29 protein-coding genes and 1 tRNA gene are annotated in these 23,478 nt (G+C 64.0%); 22 read left to right on the top strand and 8 right to left on the bottom strand.

Annotation, left to right across the window (positions count from 1 at the left end; translation table 11 throughout):
• Window positions 1–69: 69 nt before the first annotated feature.
• A complete protein-coding gene (locus QU596_RS11130) occupies window positions 70–1,725 on the top strand; it encodes a M10 family metallopeptidase C-terminal domain-containing protein (RefSeq protein ID WP_308515580.1) in 1,656 nt (551 codons plus the stop codon).
• Window positions 1,726–1,777: 52 nt separating this feature from the next.
• Here QU596_RS11130 and cobS read toward each other — a convergent pair whose 3' ends face one another.
• Together cobS and QU596_RS11120 are read right to left on the bottom strand one after the other, a co-directional pair.
• Complete coding sequence (gene cobS / locus QU596_RS11125) at window positions 1,778–2,782, bottom strand: cobaltochelatase subunit CobS (protein WP_308515579.1); 1,005 nt, start codon at window positions 2,780–2,782, stop codon at window positions 1,778–1,780.
• 40 nt (window positions 2,783–2,822) lie between these two features.
• A complete protein-coding gene (locus QU596_RS11120; RefSeq protein ID WP_308515578.1) occupies window positions 2,823–3,476 on the bottom strand; it encodes a helix-turn-helix domain-containing protein in 654 nt (217 codons plus the stop codon).
• A gap of 82 nt (window positions 3,477–3,558) precedes the next feature.
• On the opposite strand from QU596_RS11120, the gene QU596_RS11115 reads away from it, so the two are divergent.
• Genes QU596_RS11115 through QU596_RS11080 form a run of 8 tightly spaced genes read left to right on the top strand, consistent with a single transcriptional unit; the run spans window position 3,559 to window position 8,746 of the window.
• Window positions 3,559–4,002, top strand: coding sequence for a VOC family protein (locus QU596_RS11115; RefSeq protein ID WP_308515577.1), 444 nt, complete (start codon window positions 3,559–3,561; stop codon window positions 4,000–4,002).
• Between the two features lie 4 nt (window positions 4,003–4,006).
• A complete protein-coding gene (locus QU596_RS11110; RefSeq protein ID WP_308515576.1) occupies window positions 4,007–4,657 on the top strand; it encodes a glutathione S-transferase family protein in 651 nt (216 codons plus the stop codon).
• A 13-nt stretch (window positions 4,658–4,670) separates the two neighbouring features.
• A complete protein-coding gene (locus QU596_RS11105) occupies window positions 4,671–5,417 on the top strand; it encodes a DUF1428 domain-containing protein (RefSeq protein WP_308515575.1) in 747 nt (248 codons plus the stop codon).
• Window positions 5,418–5,454: 37 nt separating this feature from the next.
• Complete coding sequence (locus QU596_RS11100) at window positions 5,455–6,318, top strand: VOC family protein (protein WP_308515574.1); 864 nt, start codon at window positions 5,455–5,457, stop codon at window positions 6,316–6,318.
• Complete coding sequence (locus QU596_RS11095; RefSeq protein WP_308515573.1) at window positions 6,315–6,812, top strand: VOC family protein; 498 nt, start codon at window positions 6,315–6,317, stop codon at window positions 6,810–6,812. The genes QU596_RS11100 and QU596_RS11095 overlap by 4 nt, the downstream gene beginning before the upstream one ends.
• Window positions 6,805–7,434: a dihydrofolate reductase family protein gene (locus QU596_RS11090; RefSeq protein WP_308515572.1), complete on the top strand. Its 630-nt coding sequence runs from the start codon at window positions 6,805–6,807 to the stop codon at window positions 7,432–7,434. Before QU596_RS11095 ends, QU596_RS11090 begins: the two co-directional genes overlap by 8 nt.
• Window positions 7,434–8,093, top strand: coding sequence for a glutathione S-transferase family protein (locus tag QU596_RS11085; RefSeq protein ID WP_308515571.1), 660 nt, complete (start codon window positions 7,434–7,436; stop codon window positions 8,091–8,093). Before QU596_RS11090 ends, QU596_RS11085 begins: the two co-directional genes overlap by 1 nt.
• Window positions 8,090–8,746 (top strand): glutathione S-transferase family protein, encoded by a 657-nt coding sequence (locus QU596_RS11080; protein ID WP_308515570.1) that lies wholly within the window; start codon window positions 8,090–8,092, stop codon window positions 8,744–8,746. The genes QU596_RS11085 and QU596_RS11080 overlap by 4 nt, the downstream gene beginning before the upstream one ends.
• Here QU596_RS11080 and QU596_RS11075 read toward each other — a convergent pair.
• Together QU596_RS11075 and QU596_RS11070 are read right to left on the bottom strand one after the other, a co-directional pair.
• Window positions 8,743–9,294 (bottom strand): J domain-containing protein, encoded by a 552-nt coding sequence (locus tag QU596_RS11075; RefSeq protein ID WP_308515569.1) that lies wholly within the window; start codon window positions 9,292–9,294, stop codon window positions 8,743–8,745. The two genes, QU596_RS11080 and QU596_RS11075, sit on opposite strands and share 4 nt — an antisense overlap.
• An 11-nt stretch (window positions 9,295–9,305) precedes the next feature.
• Window positions 9,306–9,821 (bottom strand): hypothetical protein, encoded by a 516-nt coding sequence (locus tag QU596_RS11070; RefSeq protein ID WP_308515568.1) that lies wholly within the window; start codon window positions 9,819–9,821, stop codon window positions 9,306–9,308.
• A gap of 34 nt (window positions 9,822–9,855) precedes the next feature.
• Between QU596_RS11070 and QU596_RS11065 the strand changes: the two genes are divergently transcribed.
• The 13 genes from QU596_RS11065 (at window position 9,856) to QU596_RS11005 (ending at window position 19,982) form a co-directional block, all read left to right on the top strand.
• Window positions 9,856–10,143 (top strand): BolA family protein, encoded by a 288-nt coding sequence (locus QU596_RS11065; RefSeq protein WP_420030980.1) that lies wholly within the window; start codon window positions 9,856–9,858, stop codon window positions 10,141–10,143.
• Window positions 10,143–11,048 (top strand): pirin family protein, encoded by a 906-nt coding sequence (locus QU596_RS11060; RefSeq protein ID WP_308515566.1) that lies wholly within the window; start codon window positions 10,143–10,145, stop codon window positions 11,046–11,048. Before QU596_RS11065 ends, QU596_RS11060 begins: the two co-directional genes overlap by 1 nt.
• Window positions 11,045–11,959 carry an alpha/beta fold hydrolase gene (locus tag QU596_RS11055; protein WP_308515565.1) on the top strand — a complete coding sequence of 305 codons (915 nt, stop codon included), beginning with the start codon at window positions 11,045–11,047 and terminating at the stop codon, window positions 11,957–11,959. Before QU596_RS11060 ends, QU596_RS11055 begins: the two co-directional genes overlap by 4 nt.
• Window positions 11,956–12,414, top strand: a complete 459-nt coding sequence (gene nusB, locus QU596_RS11050) for a transcription antitermination factor NusB (RefSeq protein ID WP_308515564.1) — start codon at window positions 11,956–11,958, stop codon at window positions 12,412–12,414. Before QU596_RS11055 ends, nusB begins: the two co-directional genes overlap by 4 nt.
• A gap of 3 nt (window positions 12,415–12,417) precedes the next feature.
• Window positions 12,418–13,395: a thiamine-phosphate kinase gene (gene thiL, locus QU596_RS11045; RefSeq protein ID WP_308515563.1), complete on the top strand. Its 978-nt coding sequence runs from the start codon at window positions 12,418–12,420 to the stop codon at window positions 13,393–13,395.
• A gap of 167 nt (window positions 13,396–13,562) precedes the next feature.
• Window positions 13,563–15,689: a sodium-translocating pyrophosphatase gene (locus tag QU596_RS11040; RefSeq protein ID WP_308515562.1), complete on the top strand. Its 2,127-nt coding sequence runs from the start codon at window positions 13,563–13,565 to the stop codon at window positions 15,687–15,689.
• Window positions 15,690–15,774: 85 nt separating this feature from the next.
• A complete protein-coding gene (locus QU596_RS11035) occupies window positions 15,775–16,746 on the top strand; it encodes a quinone oxidoreductase family protein (protein ID WP_308515561.1) in 972 nt (323 codons plus the stop codon).
• A 75-nt stretch (window positions 16,747–16,821) separates the two neighbouring features.
• Window positions 16,822–17,073 carry a translation initiation factor IF-1 gene (infA, locus tag QU596_RS11030; protein ID WP_308515560.1) on the top strand — a complete coding sequence of 84 codons (252 nt, stop codon included), beginning with the start codon at window positions 16,822–16,824 and terminating at the stop codon, window positions 17,071–17,073.
• A 9-nt stretch (window positions 17,074–17,082) separates the two neighbouring features.
• Window positions 17,083–17,655, top strand: coding sequence for a Maf family protein (locus tag QU596_RS11025; protein ID WP_308515559.1), 573 nt, complete (start codon window positions 17,083–17,085; stop codon window positions 17,653–17,655).
• Entirely contained in the window at window positions 17,648–18,568 is a 921-nt protein-coding gene (locus tag QU596_RS11020) for a ribonuclease E/G (RefSeq protein ID WP_308515558.1), read from the top strand. Before QU596_RS11025 ends, QU596_RS11020 begins: the two co-directional genes overlap by 8 nt.
• Window positions 18,552–18,740, top strand: a complete 189-nt coding sequence (locus QU596_RS11015) for a DNA gyrase inhibitor YacG (RefSeq protein WP_308515557.1) — start codon at window positions 18,552–18,554, stop codon at window positions 18,738–18,740. The genes QU596_RS11020 and QU596_RS11015 overlap by 17 nt, the downstream gene beginning before the upstream one ends.
• Window positions 18,741–18,797: 57 nt before the next feature.
• Window positions 18,798–18,873: transfer RNA gene (locus QU596_RS11010), tRNA-Phe, on the top strand.
• A 65-nt stretch (window positions 18,874–18,938) separates the two neighbouring features.
• Window positions 18,939–19,982 carry an alanine racemase gene (locus tag QU596_RS11005; RefSeq protein ID WP_420030919.1) on the top strand — a complete coding sequence of 348 codons (1,044 nt, stop codon included), beginning with the start codon at window positions 18,939–18,941 and terminating at the stop codon, window positions 19,980–19,982.
• Here the strand turns inward: QU596_RS11005 and QU596_RS11000 are convergent, their stop codons facing one another.
• The 4 genes from QU596_RS11000 to sucC are packed head-to-tail and all read right to left on the bottom strand — an operon-like array spanning window position 19,983 to window position 23,299.
• Window positions 19,983–20,912, bottom strand: coding sequence for an electron transfer flavoprotein subunit alpha/FixB family protein (locus tag QU596_RS11000; RefSeq protein ID WP_308515556.1), 930 nt, complete (start codon window positions 20,910–20,912; stop codon window positions 19,983–19,985).
• Window positions 20,909–21,655 (bottom strand): electron transfer flavoprotein subunit beta/FixA family protein, encoded by a 747-nt coding sequence (locus tag QU596_RS10995; protein WP_308515555.1) that lies wholly within the window; start codon window positions 21,653–21,655, stop codon window positions 20,909–20,911. Before QU596_RS10995 ends, QU596_RS11000 begins: the two co-directional genes overlap by 4 nt.
• Complete coding sequence (locus QU596_RS10990) at window positions 21,652–22,086, bottom strand: SgcJ/EcaC family oxidoreductase (protein WP_308515554.1); 435 nt, start codon at window positions 22,084–22,086, stop codon at window positions 21,652–21,654. Before QU596_RS10990 ends, QU596_RS10995 begins: the two co-directional genes overlap by 4 nt.
• 7 nt (window positions 22,087–22,093) lie before the next feature.
• Window positions 22,094–23,299 (bottom strand): ADP-forming succinate--CoA ligase subunit beta, encoded by a 1,206-nt coding sequence (gene sucC, locus QU596_RS10985; RefSeq protein WP_308515553.1) that lies wholly within the window; start codon window positions 23,297–23,299, stop codon window positions 22,094–22,096.
• Window positions 23,300–23,478 lie beyond the last annotated feature (179 nt).

Genomic DNA, 23,478 nt, shown 5'->3' with positions numbered 1-23,478 from the left:
ACGTTCGCCTGTCTAAGTAGCTGATTTCGTGTTCAGGATCAGGACTTTAGTTAGGGGAGCGAGTGAGCAATGACCAAGAACCTCAAGGATTCGGCTGGAGACAGATTTGTCGAGCCGACGCCGCCCGGCGTGGATGCTGTCGAATTTAGTCTCGACCCTTATGCGGGCCTGACTTACGGAACCTACCGCAAGCCGATCCTTCCGTTGACCGGCGACGAAAGCGTCACCAGCCACCTCGATACGGGTCGAGAGGTGCATGCGAGCAACGGGGTCATCACTTACTCCTTCAATGCGTTGCCTCACGCCACCGGACTCTTCAACAATCCGCAATACGGGCTGTCGGGCAGCACCGATTATTCTCCGTTCACGGCCGATCAGCAGGTCGCGGCGCGCGCCGCCATCCAGCTTTGGGATGACCTGATCCCGCAAAGTTTCAAGGAAACCAACGGTCGTGGCGCGGACATCATCTTCGCGAACAGCAGCGATCCGGCCCAGGCGTTTGCCTACTACCCGGTTCCGGGGAAGGGCTACACGTTCCAGAGCGATGTCTTCATCGCCGATCCCTCGCTCAACCCGTCGAACTCGCTGTTTCACTATGGCCAGTACGGCAACACCACGCTGATCCACGAACTCGGCCACACCCTCGGCCTGTCGCATCCTGGCGCCTACAACGGGACGGGGACCTTCGCGACCGACGCGGAATATGCGCAGGACACGTATCAATATTCGATCATGTCCTATTTCAACGGGACAAATTCGCGCGAGCTCGCGATCAATTGGGATCTGGGAGGGGTCGTTCCGGGATCGATCAGCTACACATCGACCGGCGCCGTCAGCAGCTTCAGCTTCCGCGCGAACTACCCGCAAGCCCCAATGCTTCACGACATCTACGTCATCCAGGAAAAATACGGGGCGGACCCGACGACCCGCGTGGGGGCGACGACGTACGGGTTCAATTCGACCGCGGGCAACGCGCTGTTCGACTTCAACGCGAACCCGAATCCGATGTATTCGATCTACGACGCTGGCGGAAACGACACGATCGACGCTTCAGGTTTCAACGTCTCGCAATACATCAACCTCCATGCAGGATCGTTCAGCTCGATCGGTGGCGGCGCGCCATCGGCCGCTCATGTGAATGCTTATTGGACCGAATATTATGCCGCTTACGGTCTGTCTTTTCCGGCGGGCTATTTTACGGATGCTTTCCTGCAACAGGCGCAGTCGGCCGTGCAGTCGATCGTTTCGGCGCGCATTGCCGCCGATACGGGCGTGGGGGGCATCGGCGCCACGCAGTTCGATAATGTGTCGATTGCCTATGGCACCATTATCGAGAATGCGATCGGTGGCTCCGCGCGCGATCTGTTGCAGGGGAATGAATACGCGAACCGCCTCGAGGGTCGGGGCGGCAACGACGTTCTGCAGGGCTTCGAAGGTAACGACACGCTGATCGGCGGGGAAGGGAACGACACCCTCACCGGCGGCGCCGGCAATGACGTGTTTGTCTTCGCGAAAGACGGCTCCATCGACACGATCACGGATTTCCAGTCCGGAGCGGACAAGATCGATCTGTCGAAGGTAGCCGGCGCCAGCGCGGCGTACGTGTCTTTCAATGCGACGCTGCACCAGCTGCAGATCGACACCGACCATAACGGCAGCTTCGACATGATTGTGAACGTGTTGGGCAGTAACGTTGCCACGGGTGACATTCTCTACGGCGTCTGACCTACCAATTTCTCCAGAAGGGCGCTGCCGAACTATCGGCGGCGCCCTTTTCTTATGCCTTGCCGACAACGCTCTCAGGCAGGTCCTCACCGAACACGCGCTGATAATATTCGGCAATCAGGGGTCGTTCGGATTCGTCGCACTTGTTGAGGAAGCTGACGCGGAAGGCGTAACCCACGTCACCGAAGATGTGCGCGTTCTGCGCCCAGCTGATCACGGTGCGGGGGCTCATGACCGTGGAAATGTCGCCGTTGATGAAACCTTGCCGCGACAGTTCAGCGACCTTGATCATCTTGTCGACGGTCGCCTTGCCGCCGGGCTCGTCATATTCGCCGGTCTTGGCGAGCACGATCTGCGCTTCGACTGCCGCGGGCAGATAATTCAGCGTCGTGACGATGTTCCAGCGGTCCATCTGGCCCTGGTTGATCGCTTGGGTGCCGTGATAGAGACCCGTCGTGTCACCGAGGCCTACCGTGTTCGTGGTAGCAAACAGACGAAACCAAGGGTTCGGCCGGATCACGCGATTCTGGTCCAGCAGCGTCAACTTGCCTTCCGCCTCAAGCACGCGCTGGATGACGAACATCACGTCCGGGCGGCCGGCGTCATATTCGTCGAACACGAGCGCAACCGGATGCTGCAGTGCCCAGGGCAAAAGCCCCTCACGGAACTCAGTTACCTGCTGGCCGTCGCGGAGGACGATTGCGTCGCGTCCGACGAGGTCGATGCGGCTGATGTGCGCGTCGAGGTTGATGCGGATGAGCGGCCAGTTCAACCGCGCAGCGATCTGCTCGATGTGGGTCGACTTGCCGGTGCCATGATAACCCTGAACCATGACGCGGCGGTTTTTCGAGAAGCCGGCGCACACGGCCATCGTCGTGTCTGGATCGAAGACGTAGGTCGGGTCGAGGTCCGGGACGCGTTCGTCGGCCTCGCTGAAGGCGGGCACTTCCATGTCCGAGTCGACCCCGAACATCTCGCGCACCTTCACGATCTTATCGGGGGCGGCGAGCAGGGTTTCGGCGCGGCTTTCGGGCTGGCTGTTGGGAAGATCGGTCATTGTTCGGGCCTGTAAGCGAAGGCCGCCGGAGCCTCAATCTTTAGACGACGACCTTGGGCGGCAGCGGGAAGAGCGTGATGAAACGTTTTGCCAAGGCCAAGTCTCCCTCGACCTGGATGAGATCCATGGGGGCGCCGCCGTGGATCACTGCGGCAACGGCCGTCGGCGGGCCGATGAACGTCACCGCGCAATCGTCGCAATCCCGCCGCTCGACGGTCAACCCGCCGTCCTGGACCGTCGTCACGTAATTGGCCTCGCCGAGATGAAAGGCGACGCGAACATTGAAACCTCGTGCGCGCTCCTCCGAAATGAGCGTTTGGAGCGACATGATCAGCGACACATGGCTCATGCTGAGGGTGGGGTCATGTAACGGGCTGCGCGCAGCCCAGCGTCCGAGCGCGGCGATCGTCGGGATCGCCTCCAAACCCCATTCCGTCGCCTCGTAAACCTGGATCGAGGCCGGCGCAGGCAAGCGGGTCCGACGCACAAGGCCGCGACTTTCCAACTCATTGAGCCGCTGGGTCAGCACGTTCGCACTGATACCCGGAAGGTCACGGCGAAGGCCTGAAAACCGGCGCGGTCCATAAGCCAATTCCCGCAGGACCAGCATGGCCCAACGTTCACCCAGCAGGTCGAGCGCGTGCGCCAACCCGCAAGCATCCTCGTACCGGCGCTTGTCGTCCCCTTTCCGCAACTTAGTTACTTTTTCTAACTCCATGGTTGCTATTTATAACTTCTCAAGCCAAACAACAAGCTGTCGAGTCGCAGGAGGAAATATGTCGCGCATGATTTTCGTGAACTTGCCGGTACGGGACTTGGAACGATCGAAGGCGTTCTATCGGGCGATCGGCTTTCGCAACGAGCCGAAGTTCAGCAATGAGGCCGCGGCCATGATGGTGCTGTCGGACACCATCTCAGTCATGCTGCTTACTCATCCCTTCTACGCAACGTTCACCCGCAAGCCGATTGCGGACGCGAACAACAGCAGTCAGGTGCTGCTCTGCATTTCCTGCGACAGCCCGGAGGAGGTCGACCAGATTACCGACGCCGCGGGCGCCGCAGGCGGCAAGATCGACGTCTCCCAGGAAGACCAGACGAAAGGCGGACCGATGTATGGCCGCGATTTCGAGGATCCGGACGGTCACCAGTGGGCGCCGATGTGGATGGATCCGGAGTTCGCAGCCAAGGGTGCGCATCCGGTCGAAACGGCGGAGGCCTAAACAGATGACTCCTACGATCACGACGTTTGGATGGGTGCCGGAATTTGCGCGCGGCTTCGTGCGCGACCTCCGGCCCCGCTGGGCGCTGGAAGAGATTGGCGAGACCTATGAGGTCGAGACAATCCGCGACGCCAAGACGGACGAGTATCGCTGCCGCCAACCGTTCGGCCAGGTTCCCGTCTACCGCGACGAGAATGGCGAGAGCTTCGAATCGGGCGCGATGGTGCTGCGGATCGCGGAGCGCGGCGGCGATCTGCTGCCAAGCGATCCCGAAGCCCGCGCTCAGGCCATCCAGTGGGTGATCGCGGCGCTGAATTCCGTCGAACCATTCGTCATGGCCGTGGTCATCAACGACGTCTTCGAGCGCGAGCAGCCGTGGTCGAAGATGCGGCACGACAAGGTGGTCGCCGATCTCGACCGGCGCCTGGCCGACCTCGAGAAAGGTCTCGGCGATGGTCCCTGGCTCGAAGGGGAGCAGTTCACGGTCGGCGATCTGATGATGGTCGCCGTCCTGCACGGCACGCCTGATGATATCCTCGGCAAGCACCCGAAGCTGGCCGACTACGTTCGCCGCGGCAAGGACCGGCCCGCCTTCAAAAAGGCGATGGCCGCGCAGCTTGCCATGTTCGAGAAGAGCGCCGTTCCGGCGCAATAAAGGGAGAGCAGCAATGACCTACTTCGAAGGCTTCATCGTGCCCGTGCCGGAAGCGAACAAGGACGCCTATCAGCATCACGCGGCGACCTTTGCGCCGCTGGTTCAAGACCTCGGCGTGCGCCGGATGGTCGAGACGTGGGAGAGCAGCATCGAGGATGGCAAGGTGACTGACTTCCGCAAGGCGGTGGCGGCGAAGCCCGATGAGCGGATCGTCTTCTCCTGGTTCGAGTATCCCGACCGGGCGACGCGCGACGCCACCAATGAGAAGATGATGAGCGACGAGCGCATGGGCTCGATCGATATGCCCTTCGACGGGAAACGGATGATCATGGGCGGCTTCGAGGCGATCGTCGACGAAGGGTCGGGTGGCGGCAGCTACGCCGACGGCTTCGTGGTGCCGGTCACCAAGCGCGACGAATATCAGCAGATGGCCGCGAAAATGGCGAAGGTGTTCCAGCAGCACGGCGCCACCCGCGTGGTCGAAGCCTATGGTGACGATGTGTCGCACGGCGAAGTCACCGACTTCTACCGCGCGGTGAAGGCCGAGGACGGTGAAGGCATCGTCTTCTCGTTCATCGAGTGGCCGGACAAGCAGGCCCGCGACGACGCCTGGGCCAAGATCATGGCGGACGAGAGCATGAAGCCTGAAGGCGAAATGCCGTTCAATATGCAGCGCATGTTCTGGGGCGGCTTTGAGAAGATCCTCGACACGTCTTCTCAGCAAGCAAATCCGCAGGCCGCGACGCCGATCAGCGCTTAAGGCTTTTCCCCCTGAATCAACCGAAAGGAAGTCGACAATGTCTGACGTCCGCACTCAAGACGCGTCTACGCCTCAGGACCCGCCGAGCAACCGGCCTGGCGGTTTCATTTGGTACGAACTGATGACGACCGACGCCGCGTCCGCGAAGAAGTTTTACGACGCCGTGATCGGCTGGAACATCGACGACCACAATTCGGTCCCCGGTGGCGGTGATGTCGACTATCGCATGATCAACCGCAGCGACGGCGGCTTTGCCGGCGGGGTGCTGGTGCTGACGAACGACATGATCGCGCATGGCGCCAAACCCACTTGGATCGGATACCTCCACGCCGGCAACGTCGATCAGACGCTGGCCGCAATCGAGGCCGATGGCGGCAAGACGCTGATGCCGGCCCATGACATGGAGGGCGTCGGCCGCATGGCGATGGTGGCCGACCCTTGGGGTGCGCCCTTCTACATCATGACTCCGACGCCGCCGGCCGATCAGCCTGACGCCACCAGCGACGTCTTTTCGGTCGACCAGCCGCAGCATGTTCGCTGGAACGACCTGGCGAGCAGCGACCAGGACGGTGCCATTGCATTTTACACGAAGCATTTCGGCTGGACGCAGCAAGGCGCGATGCCGATGGGCGAGATGGGTGATTACAAATTCATCCAGTTCGACGGCGTCGGCATTGGCGCGATCATGCGCAAGCTGCCGCAGCATCCGGGCGTCGGCTGGACCTTCTACATCGGGGTCGACGACATCGACCGTGCCGTCGCCGCGGTCAGAAATGGCGGCGGAACGCTCGCGAGCGAACCGATGCCAATTCCGGGCGGTGAATATTCGGTGCACGCAACCGATCCGCAGGGGGTGGTCGTCGGCCTGGTCGGCCCGCGCAAATCGGGAGACGCTCAATGACCTCGAAACTGACGACCGTGCTGTGGTTCGACCATGGCGAGGCGCGCAAGGCGGCTGAATTCTACGCGGCCACTTTCCCCGACAGCTCGGTCGGCAATGCGATGAAGGCGCCGGGCGATTATCCGGATGGCAAGGAAGGCGCCGAGCTGACCTTGGACTTTACCGTTCTCGGCCGCTCGTTCTCCGGCCTTAACGGCGGACCGAACTTCAAGCCGAACGAGTCCGTCAGCTTCATGGTCGTCACCGAAGACCAGGAGGAAACCGATCGCTACTGGAATGCCATCGTCGGCAACGGCGGCGAGGAAAGCGCCTGCGGCTGGTGCAGGGACAAGTGGGGCTTCTCCTGGCAGATTACGCCGCGCGTGTTGCTCGACGCGACGACCAGTCACGACAAGGCGGCCGCGAAGCGCGCGTTCGACGCGATGATGACGATGAAGAAGATCGACATCGCCACCATCGAAGCCGCGATGGCCGAGGTGCCGGCGGATGCGTAAGCTCACCGGCGCCGTCTTCCAGTCGCTGGACGGCATCATGCAGGCGCCGGGCGGACCGGACGAAGATACGACTTCAGGATTCCGTTACGGCGGCTGGTCCTTCCACTTCTGGGACGAAGGGCTGGAAAAGGCTTTCGGCCCGGTGATCGACGCCGACTACGACCTGCTGCTCGGAAAGCGGACGTACGACATTTTTTCGTCCTACTGGCCCAAGCACCAGGAAGATCCCGTCGGCGCGCGCTTCCAGCGCATCAACAAATATGTGCTGACCCATTCGGACGAGCCGCTCGAATGGGATCGTAGCGAGAAGCTGTCTGGTGACACCGCGGACGCGGTCCGGAAGCTCAAGCAGACCGAAGGCCGCGACCTGCTGATCCAGGGCAGCAGCACGATCTACGCACCGCTGATTAAAGCGGGGCTGATCGATCGGTTGATCACCATGGTCTTCCCGGTCATCCTGGGTGACGGCAAGTCGATCTTCGACGGGTCGACCGGCGCCGGCGCGCTGAAGCTGGTCAAGCATGTCGTCTCCGACAAGGGCGTTGCCTTCCTCGAATATGAACCGGCCGGCGAAGTGCCGATCGGCTCGTTTGCCGAAGAAGCCGACAAGGCCGACGCATAGTGACGTCTAAACCGACCATCCGCGCGTTCGAAAGTTCGCCAGACCGCGGCCGTGGCCTGGCGCGCGATTTCCCGGTCCGCTGGGCGCTGGAGGAAGTCGGCCAGCCTTACGACGTGCACCTCGTTTCCTTCAAGGAAATGAAGGAGCCGGAGCATCGCGCGCTTCAGCCGTTCGGCCAGATCCCGACCTATCAGGAAGACCGACTGACGCTGTTCGAGTCCGCGGCGATCATCCTGCGCATTGCGGAAACGCACGCGGGACTTCTGCCGGTTGACGCTAAGGCGCGATCAAGGGCGATCGCTTGGATGTTCGCTGCGAAGGCGACCGTCGAGCCGGTCATCGTCGAACGCGAAGCCGCCATGCTGATTGAGCGCGACAAGCCATGGTTCGAGGCACGCTTGCCGATCATGGAAGATCGCATTCGCACCCGGCTGACGGATCTGTCGAGCCGCCTCGGCGACGCCGATTGGCTCGACGGTGGATTCAACGCGGGCGACCTGCTGATGGTCAACGTGCTGCGGCGGCCCGCCGCCACGCCATTGCTCGATGAGCGGTTGGCCGCCTACGTCGCGCGCGGCGAAGCCCGACCCGCGTTCCAGCGCGCGTTCGAGGCTCAGCAGCAGGTTTTCCTCGCCGCGTCTGAAAGGCAGGCTCAATGAAGTTGCAGCTCTTCGGTCACCTCTTCTCGTCCTACACGTGGAAGGCGCTGATCCCGCTCTACGCCAATGCAACGCCGTTTGAGTTCCGGTCCGTCGGCCCGGACCAGCCGGAAAATAGCGCGGTGCTTAAGCGGCACTCGCCCTTCGGCCAGTTCCCGCTCCTGCTGGAGGGGGACACGGCGGTGTTCGAATCGACGCCGATCATCGACTATCTCGACGTGAAATATCCTGGCCCGAACCGTTGGATTCCGGATGGCGATGCCGGGCTCCGGTCGCGGTTTCTCGACCGGTTTTTCGACCTCCACGTGATGACCAATATGAATGCCCCGGTTGCAAATGTGCTGAGACCCGAAGGCTCTCAGGATGCTTATGGCGAAGAGCGCGCTCGCCAGCGTCTCCACATCGCCTATGACTGGCTGGAGCAAAATCTCGGCGATGGTCCTTGGGCGGTCGGCGATGCCTTCACGCTGGCGGACTGCGCGGCCGCTCCGTCGCTATTCTATGCCGATTGGGTCGAGGAAATCGGCGAAGCGCGTCCGCGATTGAAAGCCTACCGCCAGCGGCTGCTTGGCCATCCTGCGGTATCGCGGTGTGTCGAGGACGCGCGGCAATTCCGTGCCTATTTCCCGCTCGGCGCCCCCGACCGCGATTAGGCGAAAGCGGCGGACTTCCGCAGCTGCTGATAGGCCTCGATCACCTCGCCAAGCTTGGCCTCGTGACTGCGGTCACCGCCATTCTTGTCGGGGTGATAGCGGCGCACCAGCCCGGAGTAGCGCTGCCGCAGCTGATGCCGGTCGGCGTCATCACCTAGCCCCAGCACGGATAGCGCGCGCCGCTCGGCTTTAGTGAAGCGCGATGGTGCCTCCGGCTGCCGCCCGCGCCTGAACCTGCCGGAGATCGCCTCCAGCGGATCGGAAAAGTCGCCCCACGCCGGCGGCGGATCAACACCATTATGCGCGAAGGCCCGGCTCGGTCGCTCCCAGCCGCCGAGCGGTCCCTGCGCATCCTGGATCTCGTCCGGGCTCATGCCCTCGAACCAATTGTATTTCGCATTGTGTTCGCGGACGTGATCCAGGCACAGGAAGCGCCAGGAACCGGGACCGTCGAAGTTAGCCGGCTGCAGCGGCGCCTTGAACTCCCCGGGCGCGTCGCATCCCGGCGCAGCGCACTTCGCGCGCGCACCTTCGATCCGACCATGCATTCGAGCGTGCTTCAATCGACTTCGTCTTTCCATTCGAGCGTGAGCTGTTCGCCTGCCGGCGCCGCAGGCCAACGTTCCGAGAGGGCGCGAAGTTCACCGCGAATCCGTGCAATCACCTCGTCACTGACCGTCGGCGTCGGCACGAACGATGACGCGCAACCGGCATCGATCGCGGCACGCAATGTCGGCAGGTCAGTCTGAAACTGACTCCACAGGTCCGCCTCGAAGCACTCGACGATCCGCTCCGCCTGCAGGATCGGAACGATGGCGGCGTCTGGGACGCTTGCGCGCTTGGCACTCGCGTGGCCCGCGGCCTTGGCAATCCCTGCGATTTCTTCAGGGTGCCGGCCCCCGGCGACCATTCCCCAAAACCCCTGGCCGATGCCCAGTTCGCGTTCGACGAAGTAATGCACTGCGTCGTGCGGAACAGGCCCCTTGTGCGGGAATGTCGTGCTGACGCAGTCGCTAGCCGACCAATCAATGTCGATCCGGTCGCTCCGTTCGCCTTTGGTGATGGTGATTTGCATGCCTGTTCTGATCCAGCCGACCTATATAGGTGCAATGACCATGACCGCCACGGGCCCGATCGCGACTGAAATGCTCGCACGCCTCCACTCGGCGCTTTCGCCGACGCGCATCGAGCTGACCGACGACAGCGAGCAGCACCGCGGCCACGGCGGTTACAATCCCGCCGGCGAGAGTCACTTTAGCCTCCAGATCGAAAGCCCCACCTTCGCCGGCAAGAACCGAGTGCAACGCCAACGCCTTGTTTATGCCGCGCTCGGCGACCTGATGCGCGAGCGAGTCCACGCCTTGTCGATCCGTGCAACCGCCCCGGGAGAAGAATGATGGCCACCGTTGAAACCGCGTTCGAGCAGATCATCACGCCGGTCACGCACGACCTCGGGGCGTTCAAGGTCAACCGGTCCCTGCCGGCACGGGAGCGAACGATGGTCGGGCCGTTTATCTTCGTCGACGAGTTCGGCCCGGCCCGGTTGCCCGCCGGTCAAGGAATGGACGTGCGGCCGCATCCCCATATCAATCTCGCGACGGTGACATATTTGTTCGACGGCGCGATCGAGCATCGCGACAGCATCGGCTCGCACCAGGTGATCGAGCCCGGCGCCATCAATCTGATGACTGCGGGCACGGGCATCGTCCATTCGGAGCGCTCGCCGCAGCAGCTGCGACCGGAGGGGCCCTCGCTTTACGGGATGCAGACCTGGCTCGCGCTGCCAGACGGCGGCGAGGAAGCAGCCCCGGCATTCGATCATGTTGCTGCCGATGGCTTGCCGCTGATCGAGGATGGCGGCGCTAGCGCGCGCGTGCTGATGGGCAAATTGTGGGGTGCAAAAGCGGCGACGCCCCAGCATTCGCCGACCATTTACGCCGACATCCAGCTTGCCGCCGGCAGCAGCTTGCCCATCGATGCAGACGCGGACGAACGCGCAGTCATGCTCGTCGGCGGTGAGGCGGAACTCGATGGTCAGACGCTGGACCTCTGCACCCTCTACGTCCTGCGACCGGGACATCAGACGCGCTTGTCGAGTGCGGCGGGCGGACGGCTGATCCTGATGGGCGGCGCCGCGTTCACGACCCGGCGCTACGTCTTCTGGAATTTCGTGTCCTCGTCGCGCGACCGGATCAATCAGGCCAAGGAAGACTGGAAAGCTCAGCGCTTCCCGACCATCCCCGGCGACGATCAGGAATACATTCCGCTGCCCGAAGTGCCGAAGACGGTCAGCTATCCATGACCGACATTCGGCGGATCGGTCTCAGAACCGGCGTCACGCTGAACGTGGCGCAGGCCGGCGATCCGAATGCTCCTGCGGTCATTCTGCTTCACGGTTTTCCTGAATCGCACCGGACGTGGCGCGAGATCGCGCCGCGGTTGCAGGATCAGTTTCACCTGATCATGCCCGACCAGCGCGGCTTCGCCGGGTCGGACCTGCCGCAGGATAAAGGCGAATACAAAACCGACACGCTGATCGACGACATCTTCGCGCTGGCCGACAGGCTGGGTCTCGAGGAGTTCACGCTCGTCGGCCATGACTGGGGCGGCGCAATCGCCTGGGCAACGGCGTTGCGCGGCGATCCGAGGGTGACCCGGCTGGTCATCGTCAATTCGCCGCATCCGGCGGTCTTCCAGAAGAGCCTGATCGAGGACGCCGACCAGCGCGCGGCTTCGCAATATATGAATGCGTTCAAGGTCCCCGGGTTCGAGAAGGTCGTCGAAAAGAAGGGCTTCGACTGGTTCTTCGACACGACCTTCGCGCGACACGTCGACGTGTCAAAGATCAGCCCGCAGGAGCGGCAGCAATATATCGCTGACTGGTCGCAGCCGGGCGCCTTCAACGCGATGCTGAACTGGTATCGCGCATCGCGGGTGCTGGTGCCGCCACCGGGCGCGACCCTTCCCCTGCCCGACTTCCTGCTGCGCGCCTTCCCCAGCATCAAGATCCCGACGCTCGTCGTGTGGGGCATGCTCGACAAGGCGTTGCTGCCGATTCAGCTCGAGGGCTTGAATGAATTGATCGACGATCTGACGGTCGTGCGGCTGCCAGATGTCGGTCACTTCGCGCCGTGGGAGGCACCGGACGCCGTGGCGGATGCGCTGCGACCCTTCCTTGCCGGGGAAGCCGCCGCTACTGCCGCTGCAACATGACCCAGACCCGTTCCCGATCGCGATCAGCCGCGCGCCTCGCCACCGTGCAGGCGCTTTACCAGCACGACATGGAAGGCACCCCGCTGCCGCGCCTGCTCAAGGAATTCCATGAGCATCGGCTAGGCGCGACCATCGAGGACGCGACCTATCACGATGCCGAACAGGACTTCTTCGACGATCTGGTGACCGGCGCCGACGCGCGCCGCGACGAGATCGACGCGCTGATCGCCAGCCGCCTTGCTGAAGGCTGGACGCTGGAGCGGCTCGACCGACCAATGCGCGCGATCCTGCGCGCCGGCGCCTATGAGCTGCTCGGCCGCGCCGATGTGCCCGTGGCCTCGGTCATTTCCGAATATGTCGATGTCGCCCACGCCTTCTACGACAAGCGCCAGAGCGGCTTCGTGAACGGCCTCCTCGACGCCATCGCCAAGGAAGCCCGCCCGGCGCGGGCCTGAGCGTTGCGCGAGCGCGAAGTCATCGAACGGCTGCGCCGGATCGCGACGGCGCCAGAAGCGCGCGGCTTGCGCGACGACGTGGCGGTGCTCGACGGACTGGTGATCACCCACGACAGCATTGCCGAGGGCGTGCATTTTCTTCCGCACGATCCGCCCGCCAGCGTCGGCTGGAAACTGGTCGCGGTAAACTTGTCCGACCTCGCCGGCAAAGGCGCTACGCCGGCCGGCGCCCTCCTATCGCTGACGATCAGCGGAAGCGGCGAATGGGAGCAGGCCTTGCTCGGCGGCATTGAGGCGGCCTGCGAAAGCTACGGGCTTCCGCTGCTCGGGGGTGATACGATCGCGTTGCCGCTAGGTGCCCCCCGGGTGCTGGGCCTGACCGTCTTCGGCCGCGCCGGCGAGCGTGTGCCGCAGCGGTCGGGTGGCCAGCCCGGCCATGCGCTGTGGCTAGTCGGCACGGTCGGCGATGCTGCAGTCGGCCTGGAATTGCTGCAGGCCGATCGCAACGCCGACGGCCCCTTGGTCGACATCTTCCGCCGCCCAATCCCGCAACTCGAGGCGGGTCGCGCGCTCGCTCCGCTCGCCAGTGCGATGATGGACGTGTCCGATGGTTTATTGATCGATGCGCAGCGGATGGCAGAGGCTAGCAGTTGTCAACTCGCCATCGACTTGGACCGTCTCCCGCTCTCAAGCGCGTTCGTCGCCGAGCGTGGCCATGACCTGAGATCCCGGCTCTTCGCGGCAACTGGCGGAGACGATTACGCGCTCCTCGCAGCCCTTCCCGCCACCGTGGACCCGGTAACCCTTCCTTTACCAAACCGGACCAGAATCGAACGCATCGGCTCGCTGGTTGCAGGCAAGGCATCCCTTTCCCTCACCTACGCCGGCGAGCCTGTCGAACTGCCGGAAAGGCTGGGTTTTGAGCACCAGGGCACAGACAATCGCGGGCTTCCCGCTCCGCCAATGGCTGATCGGCCTTAGCGGCGTCGCGTCCGGCATGCTGGTCGCGCTCATCCTCCACTAAGCGGCTCTCAGCGGCGCGGTTGCCAGCCGCGAAAACGTTTCTTACACCTTCCCCGCTTTTCGGCGGCGGCCGCCGGTCTTCGGGCCGCGTGGGATGTCGCCACAAAACGGGGACATTACAACTCATGAACCTGATCACCATCGCCCTAGTCTGTGGGCTGATTGCCGTGCTCTACGGCATCGTCACCAGCCGCCAGGTGCTCGGCATGTCGGCCGGCAACCAGCGGATGATCGAAGTCTCGGCCGCGATCCAGGAAGGCGCTGCCGCCTACCTCCGCCGCCAGTACACGACCATCGCCATCGTCGGCGTCGTCGTTGCCGTCGTCATCTTCTTCTTTCTCGGCGGCCTTAGTGCCGCCGCGTTCGTGATCGGTGCGGTCCTGTCGGGGGCGACGGGCTTCATCGGCATGAACATTTCGGTCCGTGCCAACGTCCGCACCGCGGAAGCTGCTCGGCAAAGCCTGCAGAGCGGCCTGACCACGGCGTTCCGCGCCGGTGCCATTACCGGCATGCTGGTCGCCGGCCTCGCGCTGCTCGCGATCGCGGGCCTGTTCTGGTACCTGATCGGCCCCGGCGGCTACGCGCCGAACGACCGTCCGGTCGTCACCGCGCTGACCGCTCTCGCGCTCGGCGCTTCGCTCGTTTCGATCTTCGCGCGTCTGGGCGGCGGCATCTTCACCAAGGCCGCTGACGTCGGCGCCGACCTCGTCGGCAAGGTCGAGGCCGGCATTCCGGAAGACGATCCACGCAACCCGGCCGTGATCGCCGACAACGTCGGCGACAACGTCGGCGACTGCGCCGGCATGGCGGCCGATCTCTTCGAGACCTATGTCGTCACGGTCGGCATTACCATGGTGTCGGTCGCGCTGGCGCTCGGCGCTTCGCCGTTGCTGCTCCCGTTGATGAGCCTGCCGCTGCTGATCGGCGGCGTCTGCATCATCACCTCGATCATCGGCACCTACGCCGTGAAGCTTGGCCGCAAGGGGTCGATCATGGGCGCCCTTTACAAGGGCTTCTGGACCGCGACGTTGCTCGCCGTGCCGGCGATCGGCGCTGCTTTCTGGTATGCGCTCGGTGGTGATCTCAACCAAACGATCTCCACGACGTCGGGCACCAGCTTCGCCGCAATGAACCTCGTCTGGGCGAGCTTCATTGGCCTTGCCGTCACCGCGCTGATCGTGTGGATCACCGAATATTACACCGGCACCAACTACCGCCCGGTGCAGTCGATCGCGCGCTCCAGCCAGACAGGTCACGGCACCAACATCATCCAGGGTTTGGCGATCAGCCTGGAATCGACCGCCCTGCCGACACTCGTCATCATCGCGGGTCTGGTTTCCAGCTATCAGCTCGCAGGCTTCCTCGGCGTCGCATTTGCGGCTTCGGCGATGCTCGCGCTGGCCGGCATGGTCGTTGCGCTCGACGCCTACGGCCCGGTCACCGACAATGCCGGCGGCATCGCCGAAATGTCGGGTCTGGAAGAAGAAGTCCGGCACAAGACGGACGCCCTCGACGCGGTCGGCAATACGACCAAGGCCGTCACCAAGGGTTATGCCATCGGTTCGGCCGGCCTTGCCGCGCTGGTGCTGTTCGGCGCCTACACCGCCGACCTCAAGGAGTTCGGCGGCGACATCGGCGTGACGACCAACCTCGACACGTTGTTCAGCCTGTCGAACCCGTACGTCATCGTAGGCCTGCTGCTAGGCGCGCTGCTCCCGTACCTGTTCGGCGCGATGGGCATGACCGCCGTCGGCCGTGCCGGCGGTGCGGTGGTCGAGGAAGTCCGCGGCCAGTTCCGCGACAACCCGGGCATCATGGATGGCACCTCGCGTCCCAACTATGCGCGTACCGTCGACCTCGTCACCAAGGCGGCGATCCGAGAGATGATCCTGCCGTCCCTGCTGCCGGTGCTGGCGCCCATCGTCGTCTACTTCGCCATCGGCGCGGTGGCCGGCAAGGAGAATGGCCTCGCGGCGGTCGGCGCATTGCTCCTCGGTGTCATCGTCTCCGGCCTGTTCGTCGCCATCTCGATGACGAGCGGCGGCGGCGCTTGGGACAACGCGAAGAAGTATATCGAAGACGGCAATTACGGCGGCAAGGGCTCCGAAGCCCACAAGGCCGCTGTGACGGGCGACACCGTCGGCGATCCCTACAAGGATACCGCTGGCCCGGCCGTGAACCCGATGATCAAGATCACCAACATCGTCGCGCTCCTACTGCTCGCGGCGCTCGCGGCCCGCGCCGCCGGCTGATCTCGATCGCATCGAACGAAGAGCCCTGTCGCGGTCCGCCGCGGCGGGGCTTTTCTTTGCTGCCGTTGGCACCCATCTGTTGAATATGCCGCACGCGATCCGGGTTCATGAGACTGGCGGGCCAGAAGCCCTGCAATGGGAAGAGATTGAAGTCGGCGATCCCGGCCCCGGCCAGATCCGACTCCGCCAGGAAGCCGCAGGCCTCAACTTCATCGACGTTTATCATCGCACTGGCCTTTACCCGCAGCCCCTGCCTTTCACGCCAGGCGTCGAGGGCGCCGGTGTCGTCGAAGCAGTCGGTGACGGCGTGAGCAATGTCAGCGTCGGCGATCGCGTCGCCTATGGCGGACCGGTCGGCGGGTACGCCGAGGTCCGGCTGATCGATGCCGAAAAGGTCGTCCGCCTTCCCGACGCCATTTCGACCGAGCAGGCCGCGGCGATGATGCTGCAGGGCATGACGGCGCAGATGCTGCTGCGGCAGGTCTACTCGGTGAAGCCCGGCGACACGATCCTGATCCACGCGGCGGCCGGCGGCGTCGGCCTGATCGTCTGCCAATGGGCCAAGGCGCTGGGCGCCACGGTCATCGGCACCGTCGGCAGCGAGGAGAAAGCCGAGCTCGCCCGCGCCCACGGCTGCGATCATCCGATCGTCTACACCCGCCAGGACTTTGTTGCCGAGGTCGACCGCATCACCGGCGGCGCGAAGCTGCCGGTCGTTTATGATTCCGTCGGCAAGGACACCTTCCTCAAGTCGCTCGACTGCCTGCGTCCGCGTGGCTTGATGGTCGGCTTTGGCAACGCCTCGGGTGCGCCCGACCCCATGTCGCCCAACGTGCTCGCGCAAAAGGGCTCGCTCTTCATGACGCGGCCGACGCTCTACAATTACACGGCGACCCGTGAGGAGCTGGAGACAGCAGCGAGCCACCTGTTCGACGTCGTGGCCAGCGGCAAGGTGAAGATCGAGGTCAAGCAACGTTTCGCCCTCCGCGATGCCGCCGAGGCGCACCGCGCCCTGGAAGCGCGGCAGACCAGCGGATCGACCGTCCTCACCGTCTGACGACGCGCGCCTTCACTTTTGGACAGCGCCCCTGTAAGGCGCTGCGACTTTTCACACCCACTGGAGACTGAACTTTTGGCCAAAGAAGAATTGCTCGAGATGCGCGGCCGCGTCGTGGAGCTTCTCCCGAATGCCATGTTCCGCGTCGAGCTCGAGAACGGCCATGAGGTTCTCGGTCACACGGCGGGGAAGATGCGCAAGAACCGCATTCGCGTGCTCACCGGCGACGAAGTACTCGTCGAGATGACGCCCTACGACCTGACGAAGGGGCGCATAACCTATCGCTTCATGCCCGGCCGCGGAGGCCCGCCCGGCTATAACGGCTGAGCCAGCCCGATGCGGCTGATCCTCGCCTCGGCGAGCCCGCGCCGCCTCGATCTCCTCGCGCGGATCGGCGTCACGCCAAACGCTGTCGCGCCTGCCGATATTGATGAAAGCGTTCCGCGCGGTGAGTTACCGCGTCAGCACGCGCTTCGCCTAGCGCGTGAGAAAGCGGCAGTCGTGGCGGAAGCTCATCCGGACGCTTTGGTCCTCGGAGCGGATACAGTCGTTGCTGTCGGCCGTCGCATCCTGCCCAAGGTCGAGGATGAAGCGACCCTGCGCCAGTGCATGAAATTGCTGTCTGGCCGCCGCCACCGCGCGCTGACCGGGGTCGCATTGGCGGTCCCGGGCCATGGCGTCCGCGAGCGAGTGGTCGAGACAATGATCGCCATGAAGCGGCTGAGCGATGAGGAGATCGATTATTACGCCAGCCATGGCGAATGGCGCGGCAAGGCCGGCGGCTATGCGCTCCAGGGCTATGGCGAGGTTTACGTTCGACACATTGCCGGCAGCTATTCCAACGTGGTCGGGCTGCCACTGGCCGAGACTCGCGTGCTGCTGAAGTCGGCGGGATACGATCTTGCCTGAATGGGTGATCGAGCGCGGGATCGGCGAGACCCGGGCGGCGCTGATCGAGGATGGCGACATCGTCGAAGCCCGCGTGCGCCGTGATGGCATCACGCCGGTAGGAACCGTCGCCGAGGCAAAGCTGGTCGCAATTGCGCCGCGCGTGACTGTCGAAGCAAATGGCGAGCGCTTCCTGCTGCCCCGTGGCGCCAGCGGAATCAGCGAGGGCCGCCGGTTGGTCGTTGAGGTCACCCGCGAAGCTTTGGGCGGCACTGAGGCTTGGAAGCTGGGACTTGCACGGGTCACCGACCAAGAGCCGCGCACCGCGCCGCCGCTATCCAAAGGCCGTGAGGGAACGATCGAAGGCTGGGACGACCTTCTGGAAGAAGCGCGCAACGGCATTATTGCCTTCGAAGGCGGCGAGCTCAGGATCCAGCCCACGGCGGCGATGACGATGATCGACGTCGACGGCTGGCTGATCCCCGACCGGCTTGCGCAAATGGCGGCATGGGCGGCCGCGCGGGCTATCCGGCGACTCGACATCGGCGGCTCGATCGGGATCGATTTCCCCACGCTGAAGGGAAAGGCCGAGCGGCACGAAGTCGACTCGATCCTCGACGCTTACCTGCCCAAGCCCTTTGAGAAGACGGCGATCAATGGTTTCGGTTTCGTGCAGGTCGTTCGCCCGAAAACCCGCGCTTCGCTCCTCGACCTCGCTCAGGATCGTGCAGCTTTCGAAGCACGTGCATTGTTGCGCCGCGCTGGGAACGAACCGCCCGGTCCCAAGCGGCTGGTCGCCAGCCCCGCAGTCGTAAACCGCCTGTCGAAAGAGCCGGATTGGCTCGAGAAACTCGGGCGGCAGCTTGGCGGGGCAATCAGCTTGCGCGCCGACCCCGCTCTTCCCATGTCGGGCGGGTATGCCGAGAACGCCTGACCAGACCAAGCCGTGCCCCTTGTGCGACAAGCCATCGGTGCCGGAACACGCGCCGTTCTGCAGCCGCGGGTGCAAGGATCGCGACCTGCTCCAATGGCTTGGCGATGGTTACCGTATTCCCGGGCCGCCGGTCGATCCTCAGAGGGTGGACAGCGGCGAGGACCACGGTTAGGACGCGCCCTCGCCAAGCGGGGCCATCCGGTTCCGATGCGACGCCCCAAAAAGGCAGGCCCAGGTAGCTCAGTTGGTAGAGCACGTGACTGAAAATCACGGTGTCGGCGGTTCGATCCCGTCCCTGGGCACCATTTTCAATCTCACCACGCCCGCGTTGTTGCTCGACCGATCACGGCTCGCGCGGAATGCTGCGCGTATGAGCGAGCATGTCCGGAAGCTCGGGGTCGACCTTCGGCCGCACGTGAAGACGGCCAAGTCGATCGACGTGCTGCGCGCGCTCGGCGAAGAATTGCCGATCACTGTGTCGACGCTCGCCGAAGCTCGCTACTTCTTCGATCGCGGCGTGGCCGACATCCTTTACGCGGTCGGCATTGCACCCGGAAAGTTGCCGGAAGTTGCGACCCTGGTTCGCGCCGGGTGCAAGCTGCGGGTCATTCTCGATACTGTCGAAGCTGCTGATGCGGTGCGCAGGTTCTGCGCGGCCGAGGATGTAGCGATCGAGGCTTTGATCGAGATCGACAGCGACGGGCATCGCGCTGGTGTGGATGCGGAAGATCCGCTGCTCGTCGAAATCGGCCGCCGGCTTGGTCCATCCTTGGCAGGCGTCATGACGCATTGCGGCGCTTCCTACGACTGCCGCACCGACGCGGAATTCGCAGCCATCTCGGAGCAGGAGCGGTCGCGCACGCTTCGCGCTGCGGAGCGGCTTCGGGCCGCCGGGCTGTCCTGCCCCATCGTCAGCGTGGGTTCGACGCCTTCGATCCACTACGCAACCGACCTGAGCGGCGTCACCGAGGCGCGGGTTGGCGTTTATGTTTTTGGCGACCTCGTGCAGGTTAACCTGGGAACCTGCGCAACTGATGACATTGCCATTGGTGTACTGGCCAGCGTCATCGGCCATAACCGGCCGCACGGGCGGGTCCTGCTGGACGCCGGTTTCCTCGCCATGAGCCGCGACCGTGGGATGACTGGCGGGCCGGCCGACTATGGCTATGGCGCCGTCTGCGATCCCGTGACCGGCACGATCGACGCGGACGTGTGGCTTTCATCAACCAACCAGGAGCACGGCATCATCACCGCGCGCGTCGGCGAGATCGATTTCGAGCGCTTCCCGATCGGCAGCCGCGTGCGGATCCTGCCCAACCATGCGTGCGCGACCGCCGCGGCCTACGACCGCTATCATGTGATCGACGGCGGTCCCGACATTCTTGCCGTCTGGGACCGCGTCAACGGCTGGTAGCTAGAGCTTTTCGGTCAGCTCCGGAACGATCTTGAACAGATCGCCGACGAGGCCGATGTCCGCCACCTGGAAGATCGGCGCTTCCTCGTCCTTGTTGATGGCGATGATGGTCTTGCTGTCCTTCATGCCCGCAAGGTGCTGGATTGCGCCGGAAATGCCGATTGCGACATAAACTTCCGGCGCGACGATCTTGCCGGTCTGTCCAACCTGATAGTCGTTCGGCGCATAGCCCGCATCGACCGCGGCACGCGAAGCGCCGACGCCCGCGCCGAGCTTGTCCGCGAGCGGATCGAGCAGCGCATGGAATTGCTCGGACGAACCGAACGCGCGGCCCCCGGAGACGATCACCTTGGCGCTGGTCAGCTCCGGCCGCTCGCTCTTCGACTGTTCGGCCGAGACGAAGTGGCTCTTGCCCTCGTCGCCGCCGGCATCGACCGCTTCGACCGACCCCGATCCGCCATCCGCGGCAGCCTTTTCAAAGGCGGTCGTCCGGACGGTGATGACCTTCTTAGCGTCCTTCGACTTCACCGTCGCGATCGCGTTGCCGGCGTAGATCGGGCGCGTGAAGGTATCGCCATCCTCGACCGACAGGATGTCGCTGATCTGCATTACGTCGAGCAGCGCGGCAACGCGCGGGGCGATGTTCTTGCCGGTGGTAGTCGACGGCGCGAGGAACGCGTCGTGACTGTCCATCAGTTTCGCCGCGACCGGAGCAACCGCCTCGGCGAGGTTGTGCTCGAGCGCGGCGCTGCTGGCGGTGTAGACCTTGCCGACGCCGGCGATCTTCGCGGCGGCCTGCGCTACGCCATCGACATTGTTGCCGACGACCAAAGCGTTGACGTCGCCCAGCTTCGCAGCGGCGGTTACGGTGGCGAGCGTCGCATCCTTGATGGCGCTGCCGTCATGTTCGATCAGGACCAGAACGCTCATTTCGCAATCCCCATTCCCTTGAGCCGTTCGACCAGTTCATCGACCGATCCGACCTTGATGCCCGCCTGGCGCTTGGCCGGCTCTGTGACCTTCAGCGTTTCCAGTCGCCGCGCGACATCGACGCCGTAGTCGCCCGGCGACTTGGTCGCGAGCGGCTTGGACTTTGCCTTCATGATGTTCGGCAGCGACGCATAACGCGGTTCGTTGAGGCGAAGGTCGGTGGTGACGACCGCCGGCAGGTTCAGCTTCACCGTTTCAAGGCCGCCGTCGACCTCGCGCGTGACGGTCGCGCTGTCGCTGAGCTCGACCTTCGAGGCAAAGGTGCCCTGCGGCCAGCCAAGCAGCGCAGCGAGCATCTGGCCCGTCGCGTTGTTGTCGTCGTCGATCGCCTGCTTGCCGAGGATGACCAGCTGCGGCTGCTCTTCTTCCGCGATCTTGGCGAGGATCTTGGCCACCGCCAGCGGCTCGACCTCTTCATCGGTCTGGACGAGGATTGCGCGGTCAGCGCCCATGGCGAGCGCCGTGCGAAGCGTCTCCTGCGCCTTGGCCGGGCCGATCGACACCGCGACGATCTCCGTCGCGCCGCCCTTTTCCTTCAGGCGAATGGCCTCCTCGACGGCGATTTCGTCGAAAGGGTTCATGCTCATCTTGACGTTGGCGAGATCGACACCGGAGCCGTCCATCTTCACGCGCGGCTTCACGTTGTAATCGATGACGCGTTTGACCGCGACGAGAACCTTCATGTTGTGGCTTCCTTGGCTGGAGCTGGAACGCCAGCGGCCTGTGCCAGGTCGCGGACGATGACGTTGTGCAGGGCAACGATTTGGGGCCGGTCACCGCGATCGTCGACGACCGTCGTCATCAACGCATTCATTGTGCCGGCCATCGGACCTTCAGGCACCTCGAGCGTCGGCGCGATGTGCATCAGCGCAAGCCCGTCGCCGAGCGGCCGAAGTTGCGCCAACGTCATCGACACCCGGCTTCCCTTGTAGATCGTCGAGAAGATACGATTGTGATTGTCGGCGATCGCCTGCCGACCGCGCGCATGCTGGCCCGCGACCGTCACGAAGTCGGCGTCTTCCGCGAAGGGTGCGGCGAATGCCTCGCCGTCGCCGGCATTCCAGCCAGCCTGAAGCTCGGCGACCAGCGCCTTTGCCTGGGCTTCACTGATCATCGAGCGATCACGCGGCGACCGGGGCCTTCACTTCCGCGACGATCTTGCGCGCCGCATCGCCGAGGTCGTTGGCGGCGATGATCGGCAGGCCGCTCTGGGCGAGGATGTCCTTGCCCTGCTGCACATTGGTGCCTTCGAGGCGCACCACCAGCGGCACGCTGAGCGAGACTTCGCGCGCGGCGGCAACTATGCCGTCGGCGATGATGTCACAGCGCATGATGCCGCCGAAGATGTTGACCAAGATGCCCTTCACCGCGGGGTCGGACAGGATGATCTTGAACGCGGCAGTGACCTTTTCCTTGTTGGCGCCGCCGCCGACGTCGAGGAAGTTGGCCGGCTCCGCGCCTTCGAGCTTGATGATATCCATCGTCGCCATGGCGAGCCCCGCGCCGTTGACCATGCAGCCGATCGACCCATCGAGCTTGATGTAGCTGAGGTCGTACTTCGACGCCTCGATCTCCATCGGATCCTCTTCGGTGAGATCGCGCAGCTCGGCCAGGTCCTTGTGGCGGAACTCCGCATTGCTGTCGAAGCCGACCTTGGCGTCGAGGACCATCAGCTCGCCCTTGTCGGTGACCGCGAGCGGATTGATCTCGATCTGCGACGCGTCGGTGCCGATGAACGCCTGATAAAGGCCGCTGAGCACCTTTGCGCACTGCTTGGCGAGGTCGCCCTTGAGGCCGAGCGCCGCGGCGACCGAGCGGCCGTGGTGCGGCATCAGGCCGGTCGCCGGATCGATGGTGATGGTCGCAATCTTCTCCGGCGTGTCGTGGGCGACGGTTTCGATGTCCATGCCGCCTTCGGTCGAGGCGACGACCGCGATGCGGCCGGTTTCGCGATCGACGAGGAGCGCAAGATAGAATTCCTTGGCGATGTCGACGCCGTCGGTGATGTAGAGGCGCTGGACCTGCTTGCCGGCCGCGCCGGTCTGGATCGTCACCAGCGTCTTGCCGAGCATTTCGGCCGCATTGTCGCGGACTTCATCGATTGAACGGGCGAGACGGACGCCGCCCTTCGCATCGGGCCCAAGCTCCGTGAACTTGCCCTTGCCGCGGCCGCCGGCATGGATCTGCGCCTTCACGACCCACAGGGGCCCGGGCAGCTGCTGGGCCGCCGCGACGGCTTCATCGACGCTCATCGCGGCGAAGCCGGCGGGGACCGGAACGCCGAATTTCGCGAGCAATTCCTTGGCTTGATATTCGTGGATATTCATGGCGCGCCCTTAAGCAGATTGAAACGCGCAAGGGAAGCAGAGGGGGATAGTGCTTAAGGTCACAAAGTTCACGCCGGACAGCGCATTCACCGTGAACTTTGGAGACACGGCCGAGCCGAAAGAGACCAAGTCCGACTGTCCAAAGTCGGCCAGAAGCCTAGACGACAACAGGGCAAGTA

The sequence above is a fragment of the Sphingomonas flavescens genome (assembly GCF_030866745.1).
GTDB classification, from domain to species: domain Bacteria; phylum Pseudomonadota; class Alphaproteobacteria; order Sphingomonadales; family Sphingomonadaceae; genus Sphingomicrobium; species Sphingomicrobium flavescens.
The sequence above is the reverse complement of the archived record's forward strand: the minus strand, read 5'-3'. Positions and strand labels throughout refer to the sequence as shown.

Bases quoted from the DNA above. Each gene is read 5' to 3' on its own strand.
- QU596_RS10990 (WP_308515554.1), bottom strand. From the start codon at position 22,086: ATGATCAGTGAAGCCCAGGCAAAGGCGCTGGTCGCCGAGCTTCAGGCT.
- QU596_RS11040 (WP_308515562.1), top strand. From the start codon at position 13,563: ATGAACCTGATCACCATCGCCCTAGTCTGTGGGCTGATTGCCGTGCTC.
- nusB (WP_308515564.1), top strand. From the start codon at position 11,956: ATGACCCAGACCCGTTCCCGATCGCGATCAGCCGCGCGCCTCGCCACC.
- QU596_RS11110 (WP_308515576.1), top strand. From the start codon at position 4,007: ATGACTCCTACGATCACGACGTTTGGATGGGTGCCGGAATTTGCGCGC.
- cobS (WP_308515579.1), bottom strand. From the start codon at position 2,782: ATGACCGATCTTCCCAACAGCCAGCCCGAAAGCCGCGCCGAAACCCTG.
- QU596_RS11035 (WP_308515561.1), top strand. From the start codon at position 15,775: ATGCCGCACGCGATCCGGGTTCATGAGACTGGCGGGCCAGAAGCCCTG.
- QU596_RS11115 (WP_308515577.1), top strand. From the start codon at position 3,559: ATGTCGCGCATGATTTTCGTGAACTTGCCGGTACGGGACTTGGAACGA.
- QU596_RS11025 (WP_308515559.1), top strand. From the start codon at position 17,083: ATGCGGCTGATCCTCGCCTCGGCGAGCCCGCGCCGCCTCGATCTCCTC.
- QU596_RS11055 (WP_308515565.1), top strand. From the start codon at position 11,045: ATGACCGACATTCGGCGGATCGGTCTCAGAACCGGCGTCACGCTGAAC.
- sucC (WP_308515553.1), bottom strand. From the start codon at position 23,299: ATGAATATCCACGAATATCAAGCCAAGGAATTGCTCGCGAAATTCGGC.
- QU596_RS11060 (WP_308515566.1), top strand. From the start codon at position 10,143: ATGGCCACCGTTGAAACCGCGTTCGAGCAGATCATCACGCCGGTCACG.
- QU596_RS11105 (WP_308515575.1), top strand. From the start codon at position 4,671: ATGACCTACTTCGAAGGCTTCATCGTGCCCGTGCCGGAAGCGAACAAG.
- QU596_RS11100 (WP_308515574.1), top strand. From the start codon at position 5,455: ATGTCTGACGTCCGCACTCAAGACGCGTCTACGCCTCAGGACCCGCCG.
- QU596_RS11095 (WP_308515573.1), top strand. From the start codon at position 6,315: ATGACCTCGAAACTGACGACCGTGCTGTGGTTCGACCATGGCGAGGCG.
- QU596_RS11065 (WP_420030980.1), top strand. From the start codon at position 9,856: ATGACCATGACCGCCACGGGCCCGATCGCGACTGAAATGCTCGCACGC.
- QU596_RS11075 (WP_308515569.1), bottom strand. From the start codon at position 9,294: ATGCATGGTCGGATCGAAGGTGCGCGCGCGAAGTGCGCTGCGCCGGGA.
- QU596_RS11015 (WP_308515557.1), top strand. From the start codon at position 18,552: ATGCCGAGAACGCCTGACCAGACCAAGCCGTGCCCCTTGTGCGACAAG.
- QU596_RS11080 (WP_308515570.1), top strand. From the start codon at position 8,090: ATGAAGTTGCAGCTCTTCGGTCACCTCTTCTCGTCCTACACGTGGAAG.
- QU596_RS11005 (WP_420030919.1), top strand. From the start codon at position 18,939: ATGAGCGAGCATGTCCGGAAGCTCGGGGTCGACCTTCGGCCGCACGTG.
- QU596_RS10995 (WP_308515555.1), bottom strand. From the start codon at position 21,655: ATGAAGGTTCTCGTCGCGGTCAAACGCGTCATCGATTACAACGTGAAG.
- QU596_RS11130 (WP_308515580.1), top strand. From the start codon at position 70: ATGACCAAGAACCTCAAGGATTCGGCTGGAGACAGATTTGTCGAGCCG.
- QU596_RS11070 (WP_308515568.1), bottom strand. From the start codon at position 9,821: ATGCAAATCACCATCACCAAAGGCGAACGGAGCGACCGGATCGACATT.
- QU596_RS11090 (WP_308515572.1), top strand. From the start codon at position 6,805: ATGCGTAAGCTCACCGGCGCCGTCTTCCAGTCGCTGGACGGCATCATG.
- QU596_RS11000 (WP_308515556.1), bottom strand. From the start codon at position 20,912: ATGAGCGTTCTGGTCCTGATCGAACATGACGGCAGCGCCATCAAGGAT.